Raw genomic sequence first — 16,231 nt, 5'->3', positions numbered from 1 at the left:
TGCAGCCGATGGCTTGTTTTTTTCAGAACCGGAAGTCCCGCCTGTTGGAGGAGCGGATATCCCGGATATGCTCTTCCGCGATCTGCCGGACCTTTTCCTTCGGGATCCGCTTCAGCTCTTCCGCGATCATCCGGTAGCCGACTTCCTTTGTTTCCGGAGAGGCGTAGTCCTCCAGGTACTCCGCCAGGGTCATCAGGGCGTTGGGATGACAGCAGTTCAGGATCTGGCCGCTCTTGCACAGGCTCATGAACCGGTCGCCGGTCCGGCCCTCCCGGTAGCAGGCGGTGCAGAAGGACGGGATGTGCCCGGTTTCCATCAGCCAGCGGACGACCTCGTCCAGGGTGCGCTGGTCGGAAACGTCAAACTGCTCCGTATCGTGGGGGCGCTCCTCCTGGGTATAGCCGCCCACGGAGGTGCGGGAAGCGCCGCTGACCTGGGAGATACCCACCTGCAGCAGGCGTTTCCGGACTTCCTCGGATTCACGGGTGGAAACGATCATGCCGGTATAGGGAACCGCCAGGCGGATGCAGGCGGCGATCTTCGTGAAGGTGTCATCATCGATGCCGTTGTCGAACATATCCGGATCAATATCGTCTGCCCGCTTGACCCGGGGAACGCTGATGGTGTGCGGGCCCACGCCGTGGACCGCTTCCAGATGCTCCGCGTGCATGATCAGGCCGGCAAACTCGTATTTATACAGCTCCAGGCCGAACAGGACGCCCAGACCCACGTCATCGATGCCGCCGTCCATGGCCCGGTCCATGGCTTCCGTGTGGTAGTTATAGTCATGCTTGGGGCCGGTGGGATGCAGTTTCAGGTAGCTTTCCTTGTGATAGGTTTCCTGGAACAGGATATAGGTGCCGATACCGGCTTCCTTCAGCTTCCGGTAATCCTCCACGGTGGTGGCGGCGATGTTCACGTTTACCCGGCGGATGTCGCCGTTCTTGTGATGCACGCTGTAGATGGTATGGATGCAGTCCAGGATGTATTCGATGGGGTTGTTCACCGGATCCTCACCCGCTTCAATGGCCAGCCGCTTGTGGCCCATATCCTGCAGGGCGATGACTTCCGCCCGGACTTCTTCCTGGGTCAGCTTTTTCCGGGCGATATGCTTGTTTTTCAGGTGATAGGGGCAGTAAAGGCAGCCGTTGACGCAGTAGTTGGAAAGGTACAGCGGCGCGAAGAGCACGATACGGTTGCCGTAGAAGGCCAGCTTGATCTCCTCGGCGATCTCGTACATTTTTTCGATCTTCTCCGGGATCTCACAGGCCAGCAGCACGGAGGCCTCCCGGTGGGTCAGGCCCGCGCAGGTACAGCCGTTGCCTTTCTTCACCGGCCGGGCTTTCTCCAGGATCCGGTCGATCAGTTCCACATTGTTCTTGTTTTCTTCCGCATAGGCCAGCGTGGCGCGGATTTCCTCGTCGTTGATGAACTCGTCAGCACACAGGGATTTCGGATCATAAACAGCCATGACACTCTCTCCTCTTCTTTGATTTCAGTTGATTTTCCATCCCGGGGCATCTCCCCGGTCCACCGCCAGGTGACAGCCGATGGAAGTCATCCGGGCTTCCAGGCATCCCCGGCACTGCGCCGATTCCTCACCGGTGCAGATTTTGTTGTCATACAGTTCGTATTTCTTCCGCACGCCCACGGGGGACAGGTTGGGCATGACCACATTGGCTCCCGCCCTGATGCCCATTTCCCGGCCCAGGGGATGGATAGTGCCCAGTGCCGTAGTGGCGGGCAGAAGGACCTCCGGCAGGATCAGCCGGATCACGGAAAGCAGGAACAGCGTCAGCTCCAGAGTTCCGGCCGGTTCATCCCGGAAGGGTGTGTTCCGGTGGGGGATGAAGGGGCCGATGCCGCACATCTCCGGCCGGAAGGTTTCGATAAACTTCAGGTCCTTGGCCAGCGTTTCCGGGGTCTGGAAGGGAGAACCCACCATGAACCCGCAGCCCACCTGGTATCCGGTTTCCCGCAGGTCCCGCAGGCAGCGCATCCGGTTGTCAAAGGACATTTCCTTCGGGTGCAGTTTCGCGTAGTGTCCGGCGTCCGCTGTCTCATGCCGCAGCAGGTAGCGGTCCGCTCCGGCTTCATACAGGGCCCGGTAGCTTTCCGGGCTCCGTTCGCCCATGGAAAGGGTCACCGCGCAGTCCGGGTGCTGTTTCTTCAGCTTCCGTACGATGCCGCACAGCACCTCGTCCGTGTAGTACGGATCCTCGCCGCCCTGCAGCACAAAGGTGCGGAAACCCAGGGTATGGCCTTCGGCAGCGCAGGAGAGGATCTCCTCTTCCGTCAGCCGGTAGCGCTCCGCCTCTGCGTTGTCCCTGCGGATGCCGCAGTACAGGCAGTTGTTTTTGCAGATGCTGCTGATCTCGATGAGTCCGCGGGTGTAGACCGCGTTTCCGAAGACCGCTTTCCGCTTCGCGGCGGCCAGGTCAGCCAGACGGGAAGCGGTTTCCCCGTCCCTGCCGGTGATCAGCTCCGCGTATTCCGCTTCGGAAAGGCTGTATTCCTTTTCCAGTTTGCTGACCAGTGCTTTTTCCCGTCCGGTCATGGCAAGCCTCCTTCCAGCAGACTGTGCAGCGCGGGGAAGAGCCGCAGGCTCCGCTCCAGCGTGCCGGTCATGAAGGCGATGGCGATACCGTAGTTGGTGAAGGGAATGCCCTGGCTGACAGCCTGGGCCATCCGGGCCTGGACGGCGTTTTCCGTCAGCATGCAGCCCCCGCAGTGGATCACCAGCCGGTAGGGGGACAGATCCTCGGGAAACTCCCGGCCGGAGCAGGTTTCCACTGTGAGATCCCGGCCTGTATACTGCCGTAGCCACCGGGGGATCTTCACTGTACCGATATCATTGCACTGCCGGTGATGGGTGCAGCCTTCCGCCAGCAGTACCTTGTCCCCGTCCCGCAGGCCTTTTGCCGCGCTGATGCCTTCCACCGCGGTGTCCAGGAAGCCTTTGTACCGGGCCATCAGGATGGAAAAGGAGGTCAGGGGAATACTGTCCGGCACAATGGCGTTCACGGTTTTGAAGGCCTGGCTGTCGGTGATGACCATGGCCGGGGAAATCCCGGGCTTTTTCAGCACTGTTTCCAGTTCCGTATCCCGGCAGACCAGGGGCAGCGCACCGTGGTCCAGCAGATCCCGGATCACCTGCTGCTGGGGCAGGATCAGCCGACCCTTGGGGGCGGACTCGTCAATGGGACAGACCAGCACGCACAGATCCCCGGGGGATACCAGGTCCCCGATGAGCTTCCGCTCTTCCTTTTCCGGAACCAGACGGGCAAGGCGTTCCTTCAGCTCCGTGATGCCGGTGCCTGTGAGGCTGCTGGCTTCCGCCGCGCCTTCCGGGGCGGGCTGCGCCGCGGCCAGGTCTGTTTTGTTCCAGACGACCAGGAAGGGGATGTTCCGTTCCCGGATCAGGCTTTCCAGTTCCCGGTCGGTCTCCTTCATGCCGGTGCCCGCGTCCACCACCAGTACGGCGATATCACAGGTTCGAAGGATCTCCCGGGTCTTCTTCACGCGCTCCAGGCCCAGTGCGCCTTCGTCGTCAAAGCCCGGCGTGTCGATGATCACCACGGGACCCAGGGGCAGCAGCTCCATGGCTTTGCGCACCGGGTCGGTGGTAGTGCCCTTCACGTCCGAGACCACGGCAAGCTCCTGCCCGGTCACAGCATTGACCAGGCTGGATTTTCCGGCATTGCGGGCGCCGAAAAAGCCGATGTGTGTCCGTTCGCCGGACGGCGTTTCGTTCAGGCTCATGCTTCCTCCTCTTCAATGAAAAAACCGCTGTCCCTCAGACAAGGGTACAGCGGTACACAAAAAGCGTGCCTTTATGGCTGGTCCATCTTGTCTTTCGCCTCAAGTGTCAGTTTCGGCGTCAGGGGATGTGGGACAGTATTCAGTTTCTTTGGGGGATCAGACCTTGGAATAAGTGGCCTTGGCCGTGATGCCCCGGATGCGGCCCAGTGCCCCGGTCAGGGCGTTGATCTCATCATTGGGCGCGTCGATGGCGATGCAGATGATGTTTACGTTTTTCTGCCGGTAGGGGAGGCCCATCCGGCCGATGATAAACTTTCCGAAACGGTGGAGCAGCTCGTTCAGTTCGCTGACCGCATCCTCGTTTTCCACGATGATGCTCAGCACAGCCACCCGGGTTTCCATAAGCAACACCTCACGGGCACATCATAAGCCATTTTGGTTTGAATAGCAAGAGCGGCAGGAAACATTTCCTGCCGCCTCAGTTGGGAACGATAGGGACGGTCCTTTTCGTTCCCTTTTTAACATGAAAAGCTGATAAAAGAGAAACGGGGAACGAAAAGGACCGTCCCTATCGTTCCCCCTTAGTTTCGGGTTACTGCCAGTATATATAATTCTGCATTGACCAAACGGATCCGTTTGGTCAAATTTCTTTCACTGATTTGTTGGCCAGGGTCAGGAAAGCAGTCACGGCAAATCCCAAGGTGCTGACAAGCAGCAGCACGGTGGAGCCGAAGGACTGTAGCACGGCACCTGCAAGCACAGAGGCGATCGGAACCATACCCTGGGAGCCGATGCTGGTGATGCTGTTGACCTTGCTCAGTTTGTCCCGGTCCACAATACGCATCATCACGGTGGTGGCGGGGACGTTGATCCAGGCCACCATCAGGCCGAGAACCAGGCTGCCCGCGGAGAAGGCGATCAGGAAGGTGTTGATGGCGCTGCCGCGGTCCACAGCCAGCCAGTAGATCAGCGTCATGGAGATCATGAGGCAGGCGATAACGCTCAGGCAGACCCCGATGGTGCGGCCGCATTTTTCAGCCGGCTTCCGGGCGCTGAGGATGGCGGCACCGACCAGGGAGCCGATACCGATGCAAACGCTGATCACAGAGGACCAGAGCTCAGGCGTCAGGATATGATCCAGCAGGTAGGAACCGGCGCTGGCCAGGTCCGTCCGGACAAAGTAGGGGATGAAGTTGCTTCCCACGGGGGCAAAGAAGAAGTTGATGAACAGCATGGCTCCCAGCAGGGACAGGATGGCTTTCCGGGTCTTCAGGTAGTTCAGGCCGTCCTTCATGTCATTGAAGGCTGCCCGCAGTGTCAGCTGGCCTTCGGACGGGATGTGCTCATAGCGGATCAGGGTTTCGGAGATGCCGGAAGCCACGAAGCAGGCTCCGACCATGAAGAAGAGCGTGTGGATTGGCAGGGCGGCGTACAGGATGCCGGCCAGTACAACGCCCACGATGCCCTCCAGAGAGCTCTTGATGGAGAAATACGCGTTGGCTTGCTGCAGCTTTTCACTCTCCACGATATGGGGCAGCATGGCACCGGCAGCGGGGGTGAAGATGCCGCTGATGATGTTGCCCAGGATACCCAGCACGAACAGGATCACGATATGGGCGTTGGCGGACGGGAAGAGCAGCATCAAAACCGTGGCAAGGATGATGATTCCGCCTTTGATAAAGTCGCAGACATACATGATCTTTGCCTTGTTGAAGCGGTCGCCCAGCACGCCGCCAACCGGGGTGAAGACCAGAAGGGCAATACCGCACAGCGCCAGGTACAAGCCCTGGAGAAAGGCGTTGTTGTTGCTGATCTGCAGGATATAGAAACCGACGGCAAAGCTGTAAAGCAGCGCGCCGAGTTCGGATACCAGCGCGCCGAGGAAAACAAGCCGGAAACTCCGGTTGAAAAATACATTGGTTCTTTTCGCGGGGTTAGTGTTCAAGGTTTGAGATCTCCTTCCACAGGGCTGACAGGTTCTTATCCTTCAGCAGGTTCAGCAGGTATTCGATACTTTCGGCGGCTGTAGTGCCGAAAGAGTCAAAGGCAATGGAGTTTTCCACGCCTTCCATAAAGCGGACGCTTTTCAGGCTGTATTCCGGGGTGGAGTCGAAACGGGCTGCCAGCTCGGCGGCTTTCTTCAGTGCCTCGCGGGCGGATTCCGGCATGGAAGCCTTCATGCGCGCATAGGCCAGGGCAAGCATGACTTCCGCATGGGTTTTGTCCATAAAACCGGGAGTGCTTTCGGCTTTCAGTCCGCTGATGAGGGTGTTGCACCAGCTGGTGATATCCAGTGCGGAGGCCCAGTCACCCCGGGCACGGTAGACAAAAAGGTAGCCGAACATGACGTTCAGCAGGGTGGACATTCCTTTGAGCAGTCCCTCGGACAGATAGCGTACGGCTTCTTCCGCCTTGTTCATGTAGACCGCGAGGGTGGATCCGATGTCCTGGCTGAAGATGCCGTCTGTATTGTTTTTCTTCAGGAGTTCGAGCGCCTTTTCCTTTTCCCCGAGCTGGAGATAGGCGCAGGACATCTTGCCGCAGATCGTGGCCTCGCTGACGCGGGGATTGTCGTTCTGGGAAAGCAGGAGCCGTGCCTGTTCCTGCAGCTCCAGCGCGCGCCGGAGGAGCTGTGGATTGTGGGTGGAGAGACCGAAACCCAGGAAAAGATCGGAGCAGGTTAATACCACCTTGAAGGAATGGGGATATTTTGCCAGGGCTTTTTCCGCTTCTGTCAGGGCTGTGGGATCCAGCGTCTGGCAGAAGGCATACAGCCGGTCCAGCATGGATTCCAGGTGGTTGTCCTTCATTTTGTACCCCAGCAGCGTATCCACCGAGGTGTCGAAAAAGTCCGCCATCTCCACGATCAGGTTCAGTTCCGGTACGGAAAGACCGGACTCCCATTTATATACAGCGCCGACTGTGACGCCCAGGACAGTGGCCAGGGCATCCTGGGTCATTTTCCGTTCTTTCCGGAATTTACGGATGTTTTCCGCCAGCGTCAGTTGCATACGCAATACCTCCTTCGGATTTTTCACACTGACAGTATAGTTAATTATGTTTTCAAAGTGAAGATACTGTCGATACTGGTAGGAGAATATTTTTTCTACTGACAGTATGATTATTCTGTTTCTGGTAAGTGAAATATTGACTTCGTCAACGTGAAATATTGGACGGCATAGCCGTCCAATGTAAAATATCCGGCTGCCGCCGGATGTGATATATGGTTTTCTATTTATTCTCACCTGTATCAGGTCATAATCTGAATCCGTGATCAGATCTCTCCGCAACCTCAATCGGCGCACTTACCGCAATCTCAATGGTCGCAACTCCCCACTGGGGAGATAGCTCCCTTTCGATTGACCTCTCGGGGCTGCCGCCCGTTTTTCGCTGAGAAAGAGCCACTGGCTCTTTCTCCGGGCGCTCCAAACCCTCTGATGATATTTCTTCCCGCAACTTCAATGGTCATGGCTCCCCACTGGGGAGACCATTCCCTTTCAGTTGACCTCAGAATCGATGAGATTCCCTCCACTGGAGGTCATCGGTTCTTCGCCCACTGGCGGTCATCAGAGGTTCGCCCTGGAGCGCTTCGCATTGCTTGTTTCGGTAAGGAAACGCACACGCACCGCGGACGGGATCCCCGTCCCGCGCACCGCGCGCGTCAGGACTCCACCTCGTTTTCGCCTTTGGCGAATGACCCACTGGGTCACCACTCGGATCGTTCCCCGCTCCACTGCGTTCCGGTCGAGATGACACCAAAGCGGGATTCCCTCCGGTCGGGATGACAATGTGAGCACAGCCGATAGTATATAGAATTATGAATTATGAATTGTGAATTATGAATTCTTATCACTTACTTGATACTTTTAATCACGTCCGCAACACAGGCTATGGTATCACTCGCCACCATTCCCACCGCTCCGTACTTCTCCTGGGCCAGTTCACCGGCTTTGCCGTTAACCCAGGCGGCGGCCGCTGTTCCAAGCAACGGATCCGGCGCATAGCCCAGCACGGCTGCCAGGATGCCGGAAAGCACGTCCCCGCTGCCGGCAGTGGCCATTCCGGCGCAGCCGGTATCGGTGATATATGTTGTTTCACCGTCTGTGATGATGGTGGCGGGACCTTTGAGCAGAAGGATTACTTTCTGTTCCTTCGCGTAGGCTTCCGCCGCGGCCACGGGGCTGTTCAGGATCTCATTGACGGAGAGCCCGGTCAGCCTGGAGAATTCCTTCACGTGGGGTGTCAGGATCAGAGTGCAGGCGGCGTTCCGGATCCTGTTTTTGTCCATCCGGGACAGGAGGGTCAGGCCGTCCGCGTCCACAATCAGCCGGCCGGTAAAATGATCCAGCAGGTATTCCAGCATATCAGCGGCACCCTTTCCGGTGCCGATGCCCATGCCGAAGGCCGCGGTGCGGACGTTGGAGATCAGCTCTGTGGTTTCCTTTTCGGAGAAGACGATCCCGTCCCCGTCATCTTTCAGGGGGGATACGGTGCTTTCCAGTACCGCGGGAGCTACGATGGGGAAGAGCACATCCGGAACAGCCAGTTTCACCACGCCGGCGCCGGAGCGCATGGCGGCATTGGCCAGACCGGCCAGCCGGATGGCACCGCTGTATCGTTTTGAACCGCCGATCAGGGCGGTGTAGCCGTAGGTTCCTTTGTTGGAATAATTCTTTCGGGGCCCGAAGAGTTCTGCCAGATCTGTTTCCTCCACCAGGGAGAAGGTCCGGTCTACCGGCTCGATGCCGATATCGATATTGACCTTTTGCCTCATGACATCCTTGGCCATGTTCAGGAAGTGGCCGGTCTTGAAATCACCGATGGAAACCGTCAGGTCGGAATGAACGCACAGGTCTGCCAGGCCGCAGTCCCCGTTCAGTCCGCTGTTGATGTCCACGGCGATCACAGTTGCGCTGCTGTTGTTGACGGCCTCAATGGCTTCGCGGGCAGGTCCCCGGACTTCTCCCCGGAAGCCGGTGCCGAAGAGGCAGTCCGCGATGGTGCCGTAAGAGGAAAGATCCATACCGCTTTCCCACTGCCGGACCGGAATGCCGGCTTCCCTGCATTGGGCGAAATAATACGCACCGTCTTCGGAAAACTTTTCGGAAAGCAGGATGAGCTCGCAGGGGATCCTGGCTTTGTGAAGCAGCAGGGCGATCACATAGCCGTCCCCGGCGTTGTTTCCGCTGCCGCAGAGGATTGCCACGGGCGGTTTCCATTCGGCGCTGTTGAAGACACCGCGGCCGGCCCGGAGCATGAGCTCCCGGCCCGGGATGCCGCCCTCAATGGTCCGGGCATCGCTTTTGCGCATATTCTCCACAGAAACCACTCTGATCATATCCGTTATCCCCCTGTTACAACCTGATGACAGTATAACACAAAAACCGGCCCCGCGATGGACGGGGCCGGTTCGGGAATTGTTCAGTTTACATTCCGGATCTTCTTGACGGGGAAGGTGACCTGCCACATTCCCATGAGCGGAGGTTCGCAAAGGGATACTTCAGCCACGAAAGTCTGGGCTTCCGTCAGCCCGGAATCAACAGTATAGATGTATTCCACCCATTCCGGAGTTGTCGGGTCGCCGGGCTGGCTTCCCCAGGTGAGGTAATCGATTCCGTTGGGCATCTTGCTTACGTCGTAGTATTTGTCGGTGGAATCATAACCATATACCTCATCGGAGTCATACAGTCTTGGGAAAACGCCTTCGGGATAGTAATCATAAGCATACTGGTATTCACCGACCGAGATCTTCTGATAATTCACATAATGGAACTGGATGTGGAGCAGGCCGTCCACCATACCGATGCCGGACAGGCGGATGTTATCAGTCAGGGGGATCTCCAGGCTGTTATTCCAGTCTAGCACCGGGGTCGTATCGGACAGGCTGCCGAGCTTCTGCCTGTAACCGTCGGAATCAGTGTATTCAGCGTTCCACGGCGCGTTAACCGCCTTTGCCTGGCCACCGTATTGTTCCAGCAGGGGTTTCAGGTCGACATACGAACTCTCACTGTTGCCTCCCAGCCAGGGAACGGTTGCGGTGATTACTCCGTTGGCGGGAATTTCACCTGTGTAGAAGGTGGCGTGTTCTCCGCGGATGATGCGTTTTGTGTCGGGATCATATGTTGGGTTTTCGTTCCGGATGAGGCAGATGGGCGTTTCTCCATGTTCCTTTTCATAATCATCCAGGAGATCATAACGGTAGTTCGACATATCCAGGTTTTCACCGCCAACCAGATCACACCTGATATCCATGTAGAGGTTGGAATACGCGTTGATCCTGTCGCCTTCCAGGTCCTGCATGGAGAAAGTCAGGTACACTTCGTTATCTTCCGCCACAGCGTTGATCAGGGACATTTTGATGCCTTCCTTTTCACAGCTTACGTCAATCGGCATCAGCTTCATCGCGGCCTCCGGCCAGAGCCGGTACAGCCAGTCGTTAAAGTCTTCATTGACGGCTCCCGCTACTGCTGTAGCGATGCAGATGATCAGCAGAGCCATCGCGAGGATAAACGCAAAAGATATTTTCTTTCTCATAACCGGTTGTTCCGTCCTTTCCTGATTCATGATCCGCTGCGCCAGGAAGGGATTGCCCTGCAAGGATTTAAGGCCTGTATCAATAGAATGCTGTACAAAGTTTCTGTCTCTTTGTTCACTCATTGAAATACACCTCCTTCAATGCTGTGCGCAGCTTCTCTTTTGCTCGTTTCAATCGTTCCGATGCTGAAGAGATTCCGATTCCAAGAGCATCGGCAACCTCTTCGATCTTCATGTTCTGGTAATAATAGAGCAGCACAGCTTCACGGAGTTTCACGGGCAGGCGGGCGATCTCCATGTTGACGGCCACCGCGTCCTCCGAAAAGGATTCGGACGGCTCCGCCAGCTGGTCCAGCGTGACCGTTCGGCTGATATGCTTCAGCCAGGAGCCCCGCTGCATATCCCGGCAGGTGTTGATGGCAATGCGCATCAGCCAGGTCTTGGGATCGCATTCCCCCCGGAATGAGGGCAACGCCCGATAGGCTTTCACAAAGGTTTCCTGCACAGCGTCTTCCGCCAGTCCTGAATCGTGAAGGTTCAGGTAGCACATGCGCAGCAGGGATGTCTGATGGGCATTGACCAGTTCCGTGAAGGTCTGTTCCAGGTCAGGATCAGGCGCCTTGATCCTCTGCATCTGCTGCTCACCCCTTTCACTTGTTTGACGGAAGGATAACCGGTTTATTTCGGATATCAATTATAAAAAAGAAAAAAGCTTTTGCAAAGAGTGCAAATATGTAGCACAATTTATACTTCTTTTACTGAAAGGACCTGTGGTATACTTTAACGGTTGGGGCAGGAACAGGCATATCAGGCAGAAAAGGAACCGAAAAAGATGACGAAGAAAAATCAGACGAAAACTAACGGGGGACAGCTGCTGTTCTTCCTGATTATGGGTATAGTCGGCGCGGCGTGCGGTATGTTGATCATACGGTCAATCCGCGGCGGCGTATCGGCGGATATTCCCCTGAAGCAGAAGATCGTAAAGATCGTGGCACTGTTTATCCTTTTTTATATCGCTTATATCCTGCATGTGATTCTCCATGAGGCGGGCCACCTGGTCTTCGGCCTGCTGAGCGGATATAAGTTCTGCGCTTTCCGGATCTTCAACTTTATGTGGATCAGAAATAAGGAAGGGATTCGTTTTAAGCGGATGAGCATCGCGGGAACGGGCGGACAGTGCCTGATGTCCCCTCCCGGACTGGTGGACGGGAAAATGCCGGTGCTGCTGTACAACTTCGGTGGGGCCATTATGAACCTGATCATCGCGGCAATCGCCGGAGGACTGGTCTTTGTGTGCCCGGCGGGATCCGTGATCCGCGCGTTCATGCTCTTTCTTGTGATCCTCGGGGTGGTTCTCGCACTGCTGAACGGGCTGCCGCTGCGCATGGGCGCGGCGAATAATGACGGCCGCAATGCCATGGATCTGATGAAAGATCCTGAAGCATGCCGCGTGTTCTGGATCCAGATGAAGATAAACGAACTGGCTGCCCGGGGGATCCGGGTCAAAGATATGCCGCAGGAATGGTTTACTGTTCCCGGGAAAGAGGCAATGCAAAACGGGATCATCGCGCCGATGGCAGTGATGGTCAGCGGCCGCCTGATGGACCAGCAGCGTTTTGCCGAAGCGGATGAGCTGATGAAGCGCCTGCTTGAAGAAGAGAACGGCATTGTCGGCGTGTACAGGGGCCTCCTGGGCAATGACCGGATATATGTGGAGCTGATCGGGGAGAACCGTCCGGAAGCGCTGGAAGCGCTGAAGACGCCGGAACAGCTGAGGATCATGCGGGCGATGAAAAAATACCTTTCCATACTCCGTACGGAATATGCGTACGCCCTGCTGGCAGAAAAGGACGGGGAGAACGCGAAGAAGATCCTGCAGCTGTTTGAAAAAGCGGCCAGGACGTATCCTTATCCCGGTGAAGTGGAAGCGGAACGGGAACTGATTGCCATCGCACAGAATAAAGTTGTTGTGGAAGAGGTTGACGATACCGAAGACAAAGATGTGTCTTCGGTATCTGAAGACGCTCCTGTTTCCGGTAAGTGAAATATTGGACTTCGTCCAATGTGAAATATCGGCCTATGGCCGATGTGAAATATGCCCTTCGGGCATGTGAAATATTCGGCTGCCGCCGAATGTGATAATGACTTTTTCTTTTCGACAAGATAAATAAGGATACGATATTTATGCAATACGACAAGAAATACCCAATCCGGCAAAACCTGGCGTATTGTGCCAGGGAAACATGGCGGGGCTGTCCGAAGCTGCTGGCTTTCTTTGTTATGCTCATCCTCGCCAACTGCCTTGTGCCGGTGATTACCACCTTCCTGCCGAAGGTGGTGGTGGAGCAGATCACAGAGGAAAAGCCTCTGCGGCAGCTGCTCCTTGTGACAGGCCTGATGACCGGGGCGCTGGCGCTTCTGTCCGGGCTGAAGATATTCCTGGAAAAGCTGATCTACTGGAACCAGTTCTCCATGAACGCTGTTTTCCTGCGGATGGTGACCCGTAAGGGCCTGACTACTGACTACCGGAACCAGGAGAATGAGCATTTCCGCACGCTGCAGCGGGAAAGCTACGCCAACTGCAACGGCAACTTTTCCGGCTATGTGCAGACCTATGACGCCTTTGTCCGGTTCTTTTCCAACCTGCTGGGCTTCCTGGCGTTCACGGGGATCCTGTTTTCCCTGAACCCGCTGCTGATCCTCTTCCTCTGCCTGACCACGGTGGTCAGTTTCCTGCTGAACCGCCGCATCAGCAAATGGCTGGAAGGCAGCCGGGAAGAAAAGAGTGTTTATGAAAAGCGCATGCAGTATGTGGCCGGTGCGGCGGATGACGTCCGGGCGGCAAAAGACATCCGGCTGTACAAAATGGCCGCCTGGCTGAACGGAATCTATGACAAAAACCTCAAAGGCCTCCTGGGCTGGTACCGGAAATACACGGAAAAGCTTTTCGGCGCGTCCGCGGCGGACAGCGGCCTTTCCCTCCTCCGGGATGCCGTCACCTACGCGTTCCTGCTGTACCTGGCTTTGAACGACAGGATCACGGTGGCGGAGTTTGTGCTGTATTTCGGTGTGGTGGCGGGTTTCTCGTCCTGGCTGGGCAGCCTGCTGGGCCAGGTTACGGACCTGCAGCGGCTGAACCAGTCCATAAACCGCTTCCGCACTTACCTGGAGTATCCGGAAAGCTACCTGCGGGAAGGCGGCAAACCGGTCGGTGACCTGGCCAAACCGAAAAAGATTGAACTGAAGAACATCCGCTTCCGCTACAGCGAGGACGGGGAGGACGTGATCCGGGATATCAGCCTTACGCTGGAGCCGGGAGAACACCTGGCGGTCGTCGGCCTGAACGGCGCGGGAAAAACCACGCTGGTAAAGCTGCTCTGCGGTCTCACGGAGCCTGCGGAAGGCAAAGTCCTGTATAACGGGACAGATATCCGGGAATACAACCGGGATGAATACTACCGGCTGTTCGGCGCGGTGTTCCAGGATCATTCCATCCTGCCGGTGACCATCGAGGAGATTGTGGCGGAGCAGGAGAGTGAAACCATTGACCATGCCCTGGTGGAAACCTGCCTGAAGCAGGCCGGGCTCTGGGAGAAGATCTGCTCCCTGCCGCAGGGAGTGCAGAGCAAATTTAACAAGGCCTTCTGGGATGACGGGGTCAACCTGTCCGGCGGTGAAACCCAGAAGCTGCTGTTGGCCCGGGCGCTGTACCGGCAGTCACCGGTCATCGTGCTGGACGAGCCCACGGCTGCCCTGGATCCGGTTTCTGAAAACCGGCTGTATGAAACCTATGACGATGTGATGCGCGGAAAGACCACGGTGTTCATTTCCCACCGGCTGGCCTCCACCCGCTTCTGCCACCGTATCGTGCTGATCGATCACGGGCAGATTATTGAAGAGGGAACGCACGAGGAGCTTCTCGCGCGGCAGGGGAAGTATTACGAGCTGTTTGAAACCCAGGCGAAATACTACCGTGAAAACCCGGAAGGGGAGGTGAGCGGCGATGAAGCTTAAGGAGCGGATCGCGGTCACCCGGCGGGGTTATCGCATGCTGGCGGAATACTGCCCGAAGCTTATTCGGACCAAGGTGATCGCCGCGGCGGCGGAGGCCCTTTCTCCCTTTGTGACCATCTGGTTCTCCGGACGGATTATTAACGAGATCACCGGGAACCGGGATATCGGAACGCTGGTGCTGCTGGTCCTGCTGACGGTGGGACTCAGCTTTGCCTTCTCCATGATCAGCAATGCCCTGAACCGGGTGATCAGCGAGAAGGAATCCCGCATGTGGAATAACTTCGACAAGATCTTTACCGACAAGCAGATGAGCATGGACTTCGCGGACCTGGAAGACCAGGAGATCCAGAAGCAGCGCCAGAAGGTGCAGGAAAACCTGTTCATGTTCGGCAACGGCCTGGGCCAGCTGATCTGGGATACGCCGTCCCTTGTGAAGATGATCGTCGGCATCGTTGCGTCCGTGGCGATGACCGCTTCCCTGTTTGCCGCCCGGACGGGCAATGCCGTGCTGGATTCCCGGATCTGGATCGCCGCCGCGGCGGGGATCATGGTGCTTTCGGGACTTATCGGTGCCCGGCTGCGGAGAAGGGAAGAAAAAGTGTTTGAACGCTGGACGGACAACGCCGTATGGTATAACCGGGCCTTCACCTTCTACGGCTATGCCCTGTATGCGGAAACTGCCCGGGCGAAGGATGTCCGGCTGTACCGCCAGGACCGGATCGCAGACCGGGAAATGGCGAAAATGGATGAGCATAACCGGAAGAGCAGCGGGCTGCTGCGGAAGATGAGCGCCTGCCAGGGCCTGCTGGAACTGTCGCGGGGCGTGTGCAACGCGCTGTGCTACCTGTTTGTGGCGGCCAAGGCCTGCCTGGGCGCTTTCGCGGTGGGCAGCGTTGTCCAGTATGTCGGTGCCCTGATGGAACTGGTGAAGAGCACCAGTGACCTCTTCTTTGTGCTGACGGAAAACAAGGTCTATACCGGACACCTGAAAGGACTCTTTGAATACCTGGACCTGCCGGACGCCAAGCGTCAGGGCACCCTGCCGGTACCGGAAGGCGGAGAGTATATCGTGGAATTCCAGAACGTTTCCTTCCACTACCCGGGCAGCGAGACAGATGTGCTGAAAAATGTAAACCTGACCCTGCGGGCTGGGAAGAAGCAGGCCCTGGTAGGGGCAAACGGCGCGGGCAAGACCACCTTTGTGAAGCTGCTCTGCCGCCTTTATGACCCCACGGAGGGACAGATCCTGCTGAACGGTACCGATATCCGGGAATATGACTATGACGAATACCTGAACCTGTTCTCCTTTGTTTTCCAGGACTTCAAGCTTTTTGCCCTGCCCCTGGGAGAGAACATCGCGGCGGCGGAAACGGTTGACGCGGAGCGGGCGGAGGACTGTATCCGGAAGGCTGCCCTGTATGACCGTTACCGGGAAATGCCGGACGGCCTGGAAACCTGGCTGTATCATGACCTGTCTGAAAAAGGCGTGGAGATCTCCGGCGGCGAGGCACAGAAGATCGCCCTGGCGAGGGCACTGTACAAGGGATCCCCGGTCATTGTCCTGGATGAGCCTACGGCTGCCCTGGATCCCATTGCCGAGGAGCAGGTCTATGCCGGCTTCAGCAATACTGTCGGGGACCGGACCGCGGTGTATATCAGCCACAGGCTTTCTTCCTGCCGCTTCTGTGATGAGATTACGGTGTTTGACAAGGGATGCATTGTCCAGAACGGCACCCATGAGGAACTGCTGGAAGAGGAAAACGGAAAGTATAAAGAGTTGTGGGACGCACAGGCGAAGTACTACGTGCAAAGCTAAAGGAGGATACTCCTTTAGCTTTGCAATGAAATATTTCAAAGCAATAAATTGCTTTGAAATGTGAAATATGCCCTTCGGGCATGTGAAATATTTGCCCTAAAGGGC

At 56.8% G+C, this 16,231-nt stretch carries 12 protein-coding genes; 3 read left to right on the top strand and 9 right to left on the bottom strand.

The genetic code is table 11. The annotated features are described in order from the left end of the window. Positions 1 to 22: 22 nt before the first annotated feature. The 9 genes from hydG to JYE50_RS10935 form a co-directional block, all read right to left on the bottom strand. A complete protein-coding gene (gene hydG, locus JYE50_RS10975; RefSeq protein ID WP_084097174.1) occupies positions 23 to 1,471 on the bottom strand; it encodes a [FeFe] hydrogenase H-cluster radical SAM maturase HydG in 1,449 nt (482 codons plus the stop codon). Positions 1,472 to 1,495: 24 nt separating this feature from the next. Beyond that, complete coding sequence (hydE, locus tag JYE50_RS10970) at positions 1,496 to 2,557, bottom strand: [FeFe] hydrogenase H-cluster radical SAM maturase HydE (protein ID WP_084097172.1); 1,062 nt, start codon at positions 2,555 to 2,557, stop codon at positions 1,496 to 1,498. Continuing rightward, the gene (gene hydF, locus JYE50_RS10965) at positions 2,554 to 3,762 is read right to left on the bottom strand and encodes a [FeFe] hydrogenase H-cluster maturation GTPase HydF (protein WP_084097170.1); all 1,209 of its coding nucleotides are present in this window, start codon (positions 3,760 to 3,762) and stop codon (positions 2,554 to 2,556) included. The genes hydE and hydF overlap by 4 nt, the downstream gene beginning before the upstream one ends. Positions 3,763 to 3,918: 156 nt before the next feature. Next, on the bottom strand, positions 3,919 to 4,164 hold the full coding sequence (locus JYE50_RS10960) for a TM1266 family iron-only hydrogenase system putative regulator (protein WP_084097168.1): 246 nt from the start codon (positions 4,162 to 4,164) through the stop codon (positions 3,919 to 3,921). A gap of 238 nt (positions 4,165 to 4,402) precedes the next feature. Further along, on the bottom strand, positions 4,403 to 5,707 hold the full coding sequence (locus tag JYE50_RS10955) for an MFS transporter (protein WP_179138443.1): 1,305 nt from the start codon (positions 5,705 to 5,707) through the stop codon (positions 4,403 to 4,405). Next, entirely contained in the window at positions 5,697 to 6,773 is a 1,077-nt protein-coding gene (locus JYE50_RS10950; RefSeq protein ID WP_084097164.1) for a helix-turn-helix transcriptional regulator, read from the bottom strand. Before JYE50_RS10950 ends, JYE50_RS10955 begins: the two co-directional genes overlap by 11 nt. 842 nt (positions 6,774 to 7,615) lie before the next feature. Then, on the bottom strand, positions 7,616 to 9,100 hold the full coding sequence (locus JYE50_RS10945) for an NAD(P)H-hydrate dehydratase (protein ID WP_084095577.1): 1,485 nt from the start codon (positions 9,098 to 9,100) through the stop codon (positions 7,616 to 7,618). 83 nt (positions 9,101 to 9,183) lie between these two features. After that, on the bottom strand, positions 9,184 to 10,419 hold the full coding sequence (locus JYE50_RS10940; RefSeq protein ID WP_084095576.1) for a DUF4179 domain-containing protein: 1,236 nt from the start codon (positions 10,417 to 10,419) through the stop codon (positions 9,184 to 9,186). Next, entirely contained in the window at positions 10,412 to 10,930 is a 519-nt protein-coding gene (locus JYE50_RS10935) for an RNA polymerase sigma factor (RefSeq protein WP_084095575.1), read from the bottom strand. Before JYE50_RS10935 ends, JYE50_RS10940 begins: the two co-directional genes overlap by 8 nt. Positions 10,931 to 11,128: 198 nt before the next feature. On the opposite strand from JYE50_RS10935, the gene JYE50_RS10930 reads away from it, so the two are divergent. The 3 genes from JYE50_RS10930 to JYE50_RS10920 all read left to right on the top strand — a co-directional run bounded on the left by JYE50_RS10930 (position 11,129) and on the right by JYE50_RS10920 (position 16,126). Then, positions 11,129 to 12,340, top strand: coding sequence for a M50 family metallopeptidase (locus JYE50_RS10930; RefSeq protein WP_143763591.1), 1,212 nt, complete (start codon positions 11,129 to 11,131; stop codon positions 12,338 to 12,340). Positions 12,341 to 12,480: 140 nt separating this feature from the next. After that, on the top strand, positions 12,481 to 14,310 hold the full coding sequence (locus JYE50_RS10925) for an ABC transporter ATP-binding protein (protein WP_084095573.1): 1,830 nt from the start codon (positions 12,481 to 12,483) through the stop codon (positions 14,308 to 14,310). Then, complete coding sequence (locus tag JYE50_RS10920; protein WP_084095572.1) at positions 14,300 to 16,126, top strand: ABC transporter ATP-binding protein; 1,827 nt, start codon at positions 14,300 to 14,302, stop codon at positions 16,124 to 16,126. The genes JYE50_RS10925 and JYE50_RS10920 overlap by 11 nt, the downstream gene beginning before the upstream one ends. The last annotated feature ends 105 nt before the right edge of the window (positions 16,127 to 16,231 follow it).

It is taken from the genome of Aristaeella lactis (assembly GCF_018118585.1).
Lineage (GTDB): Bacteria > Bacillota > Clostridia > Christensenellales > Aristaeellaceae > Aristaeella > Aristaeella lactis.
Note: the sequence above shows the minus strand (reverse complement) of the source record. Positions and strands in the feature narration are given on the sequence as shown.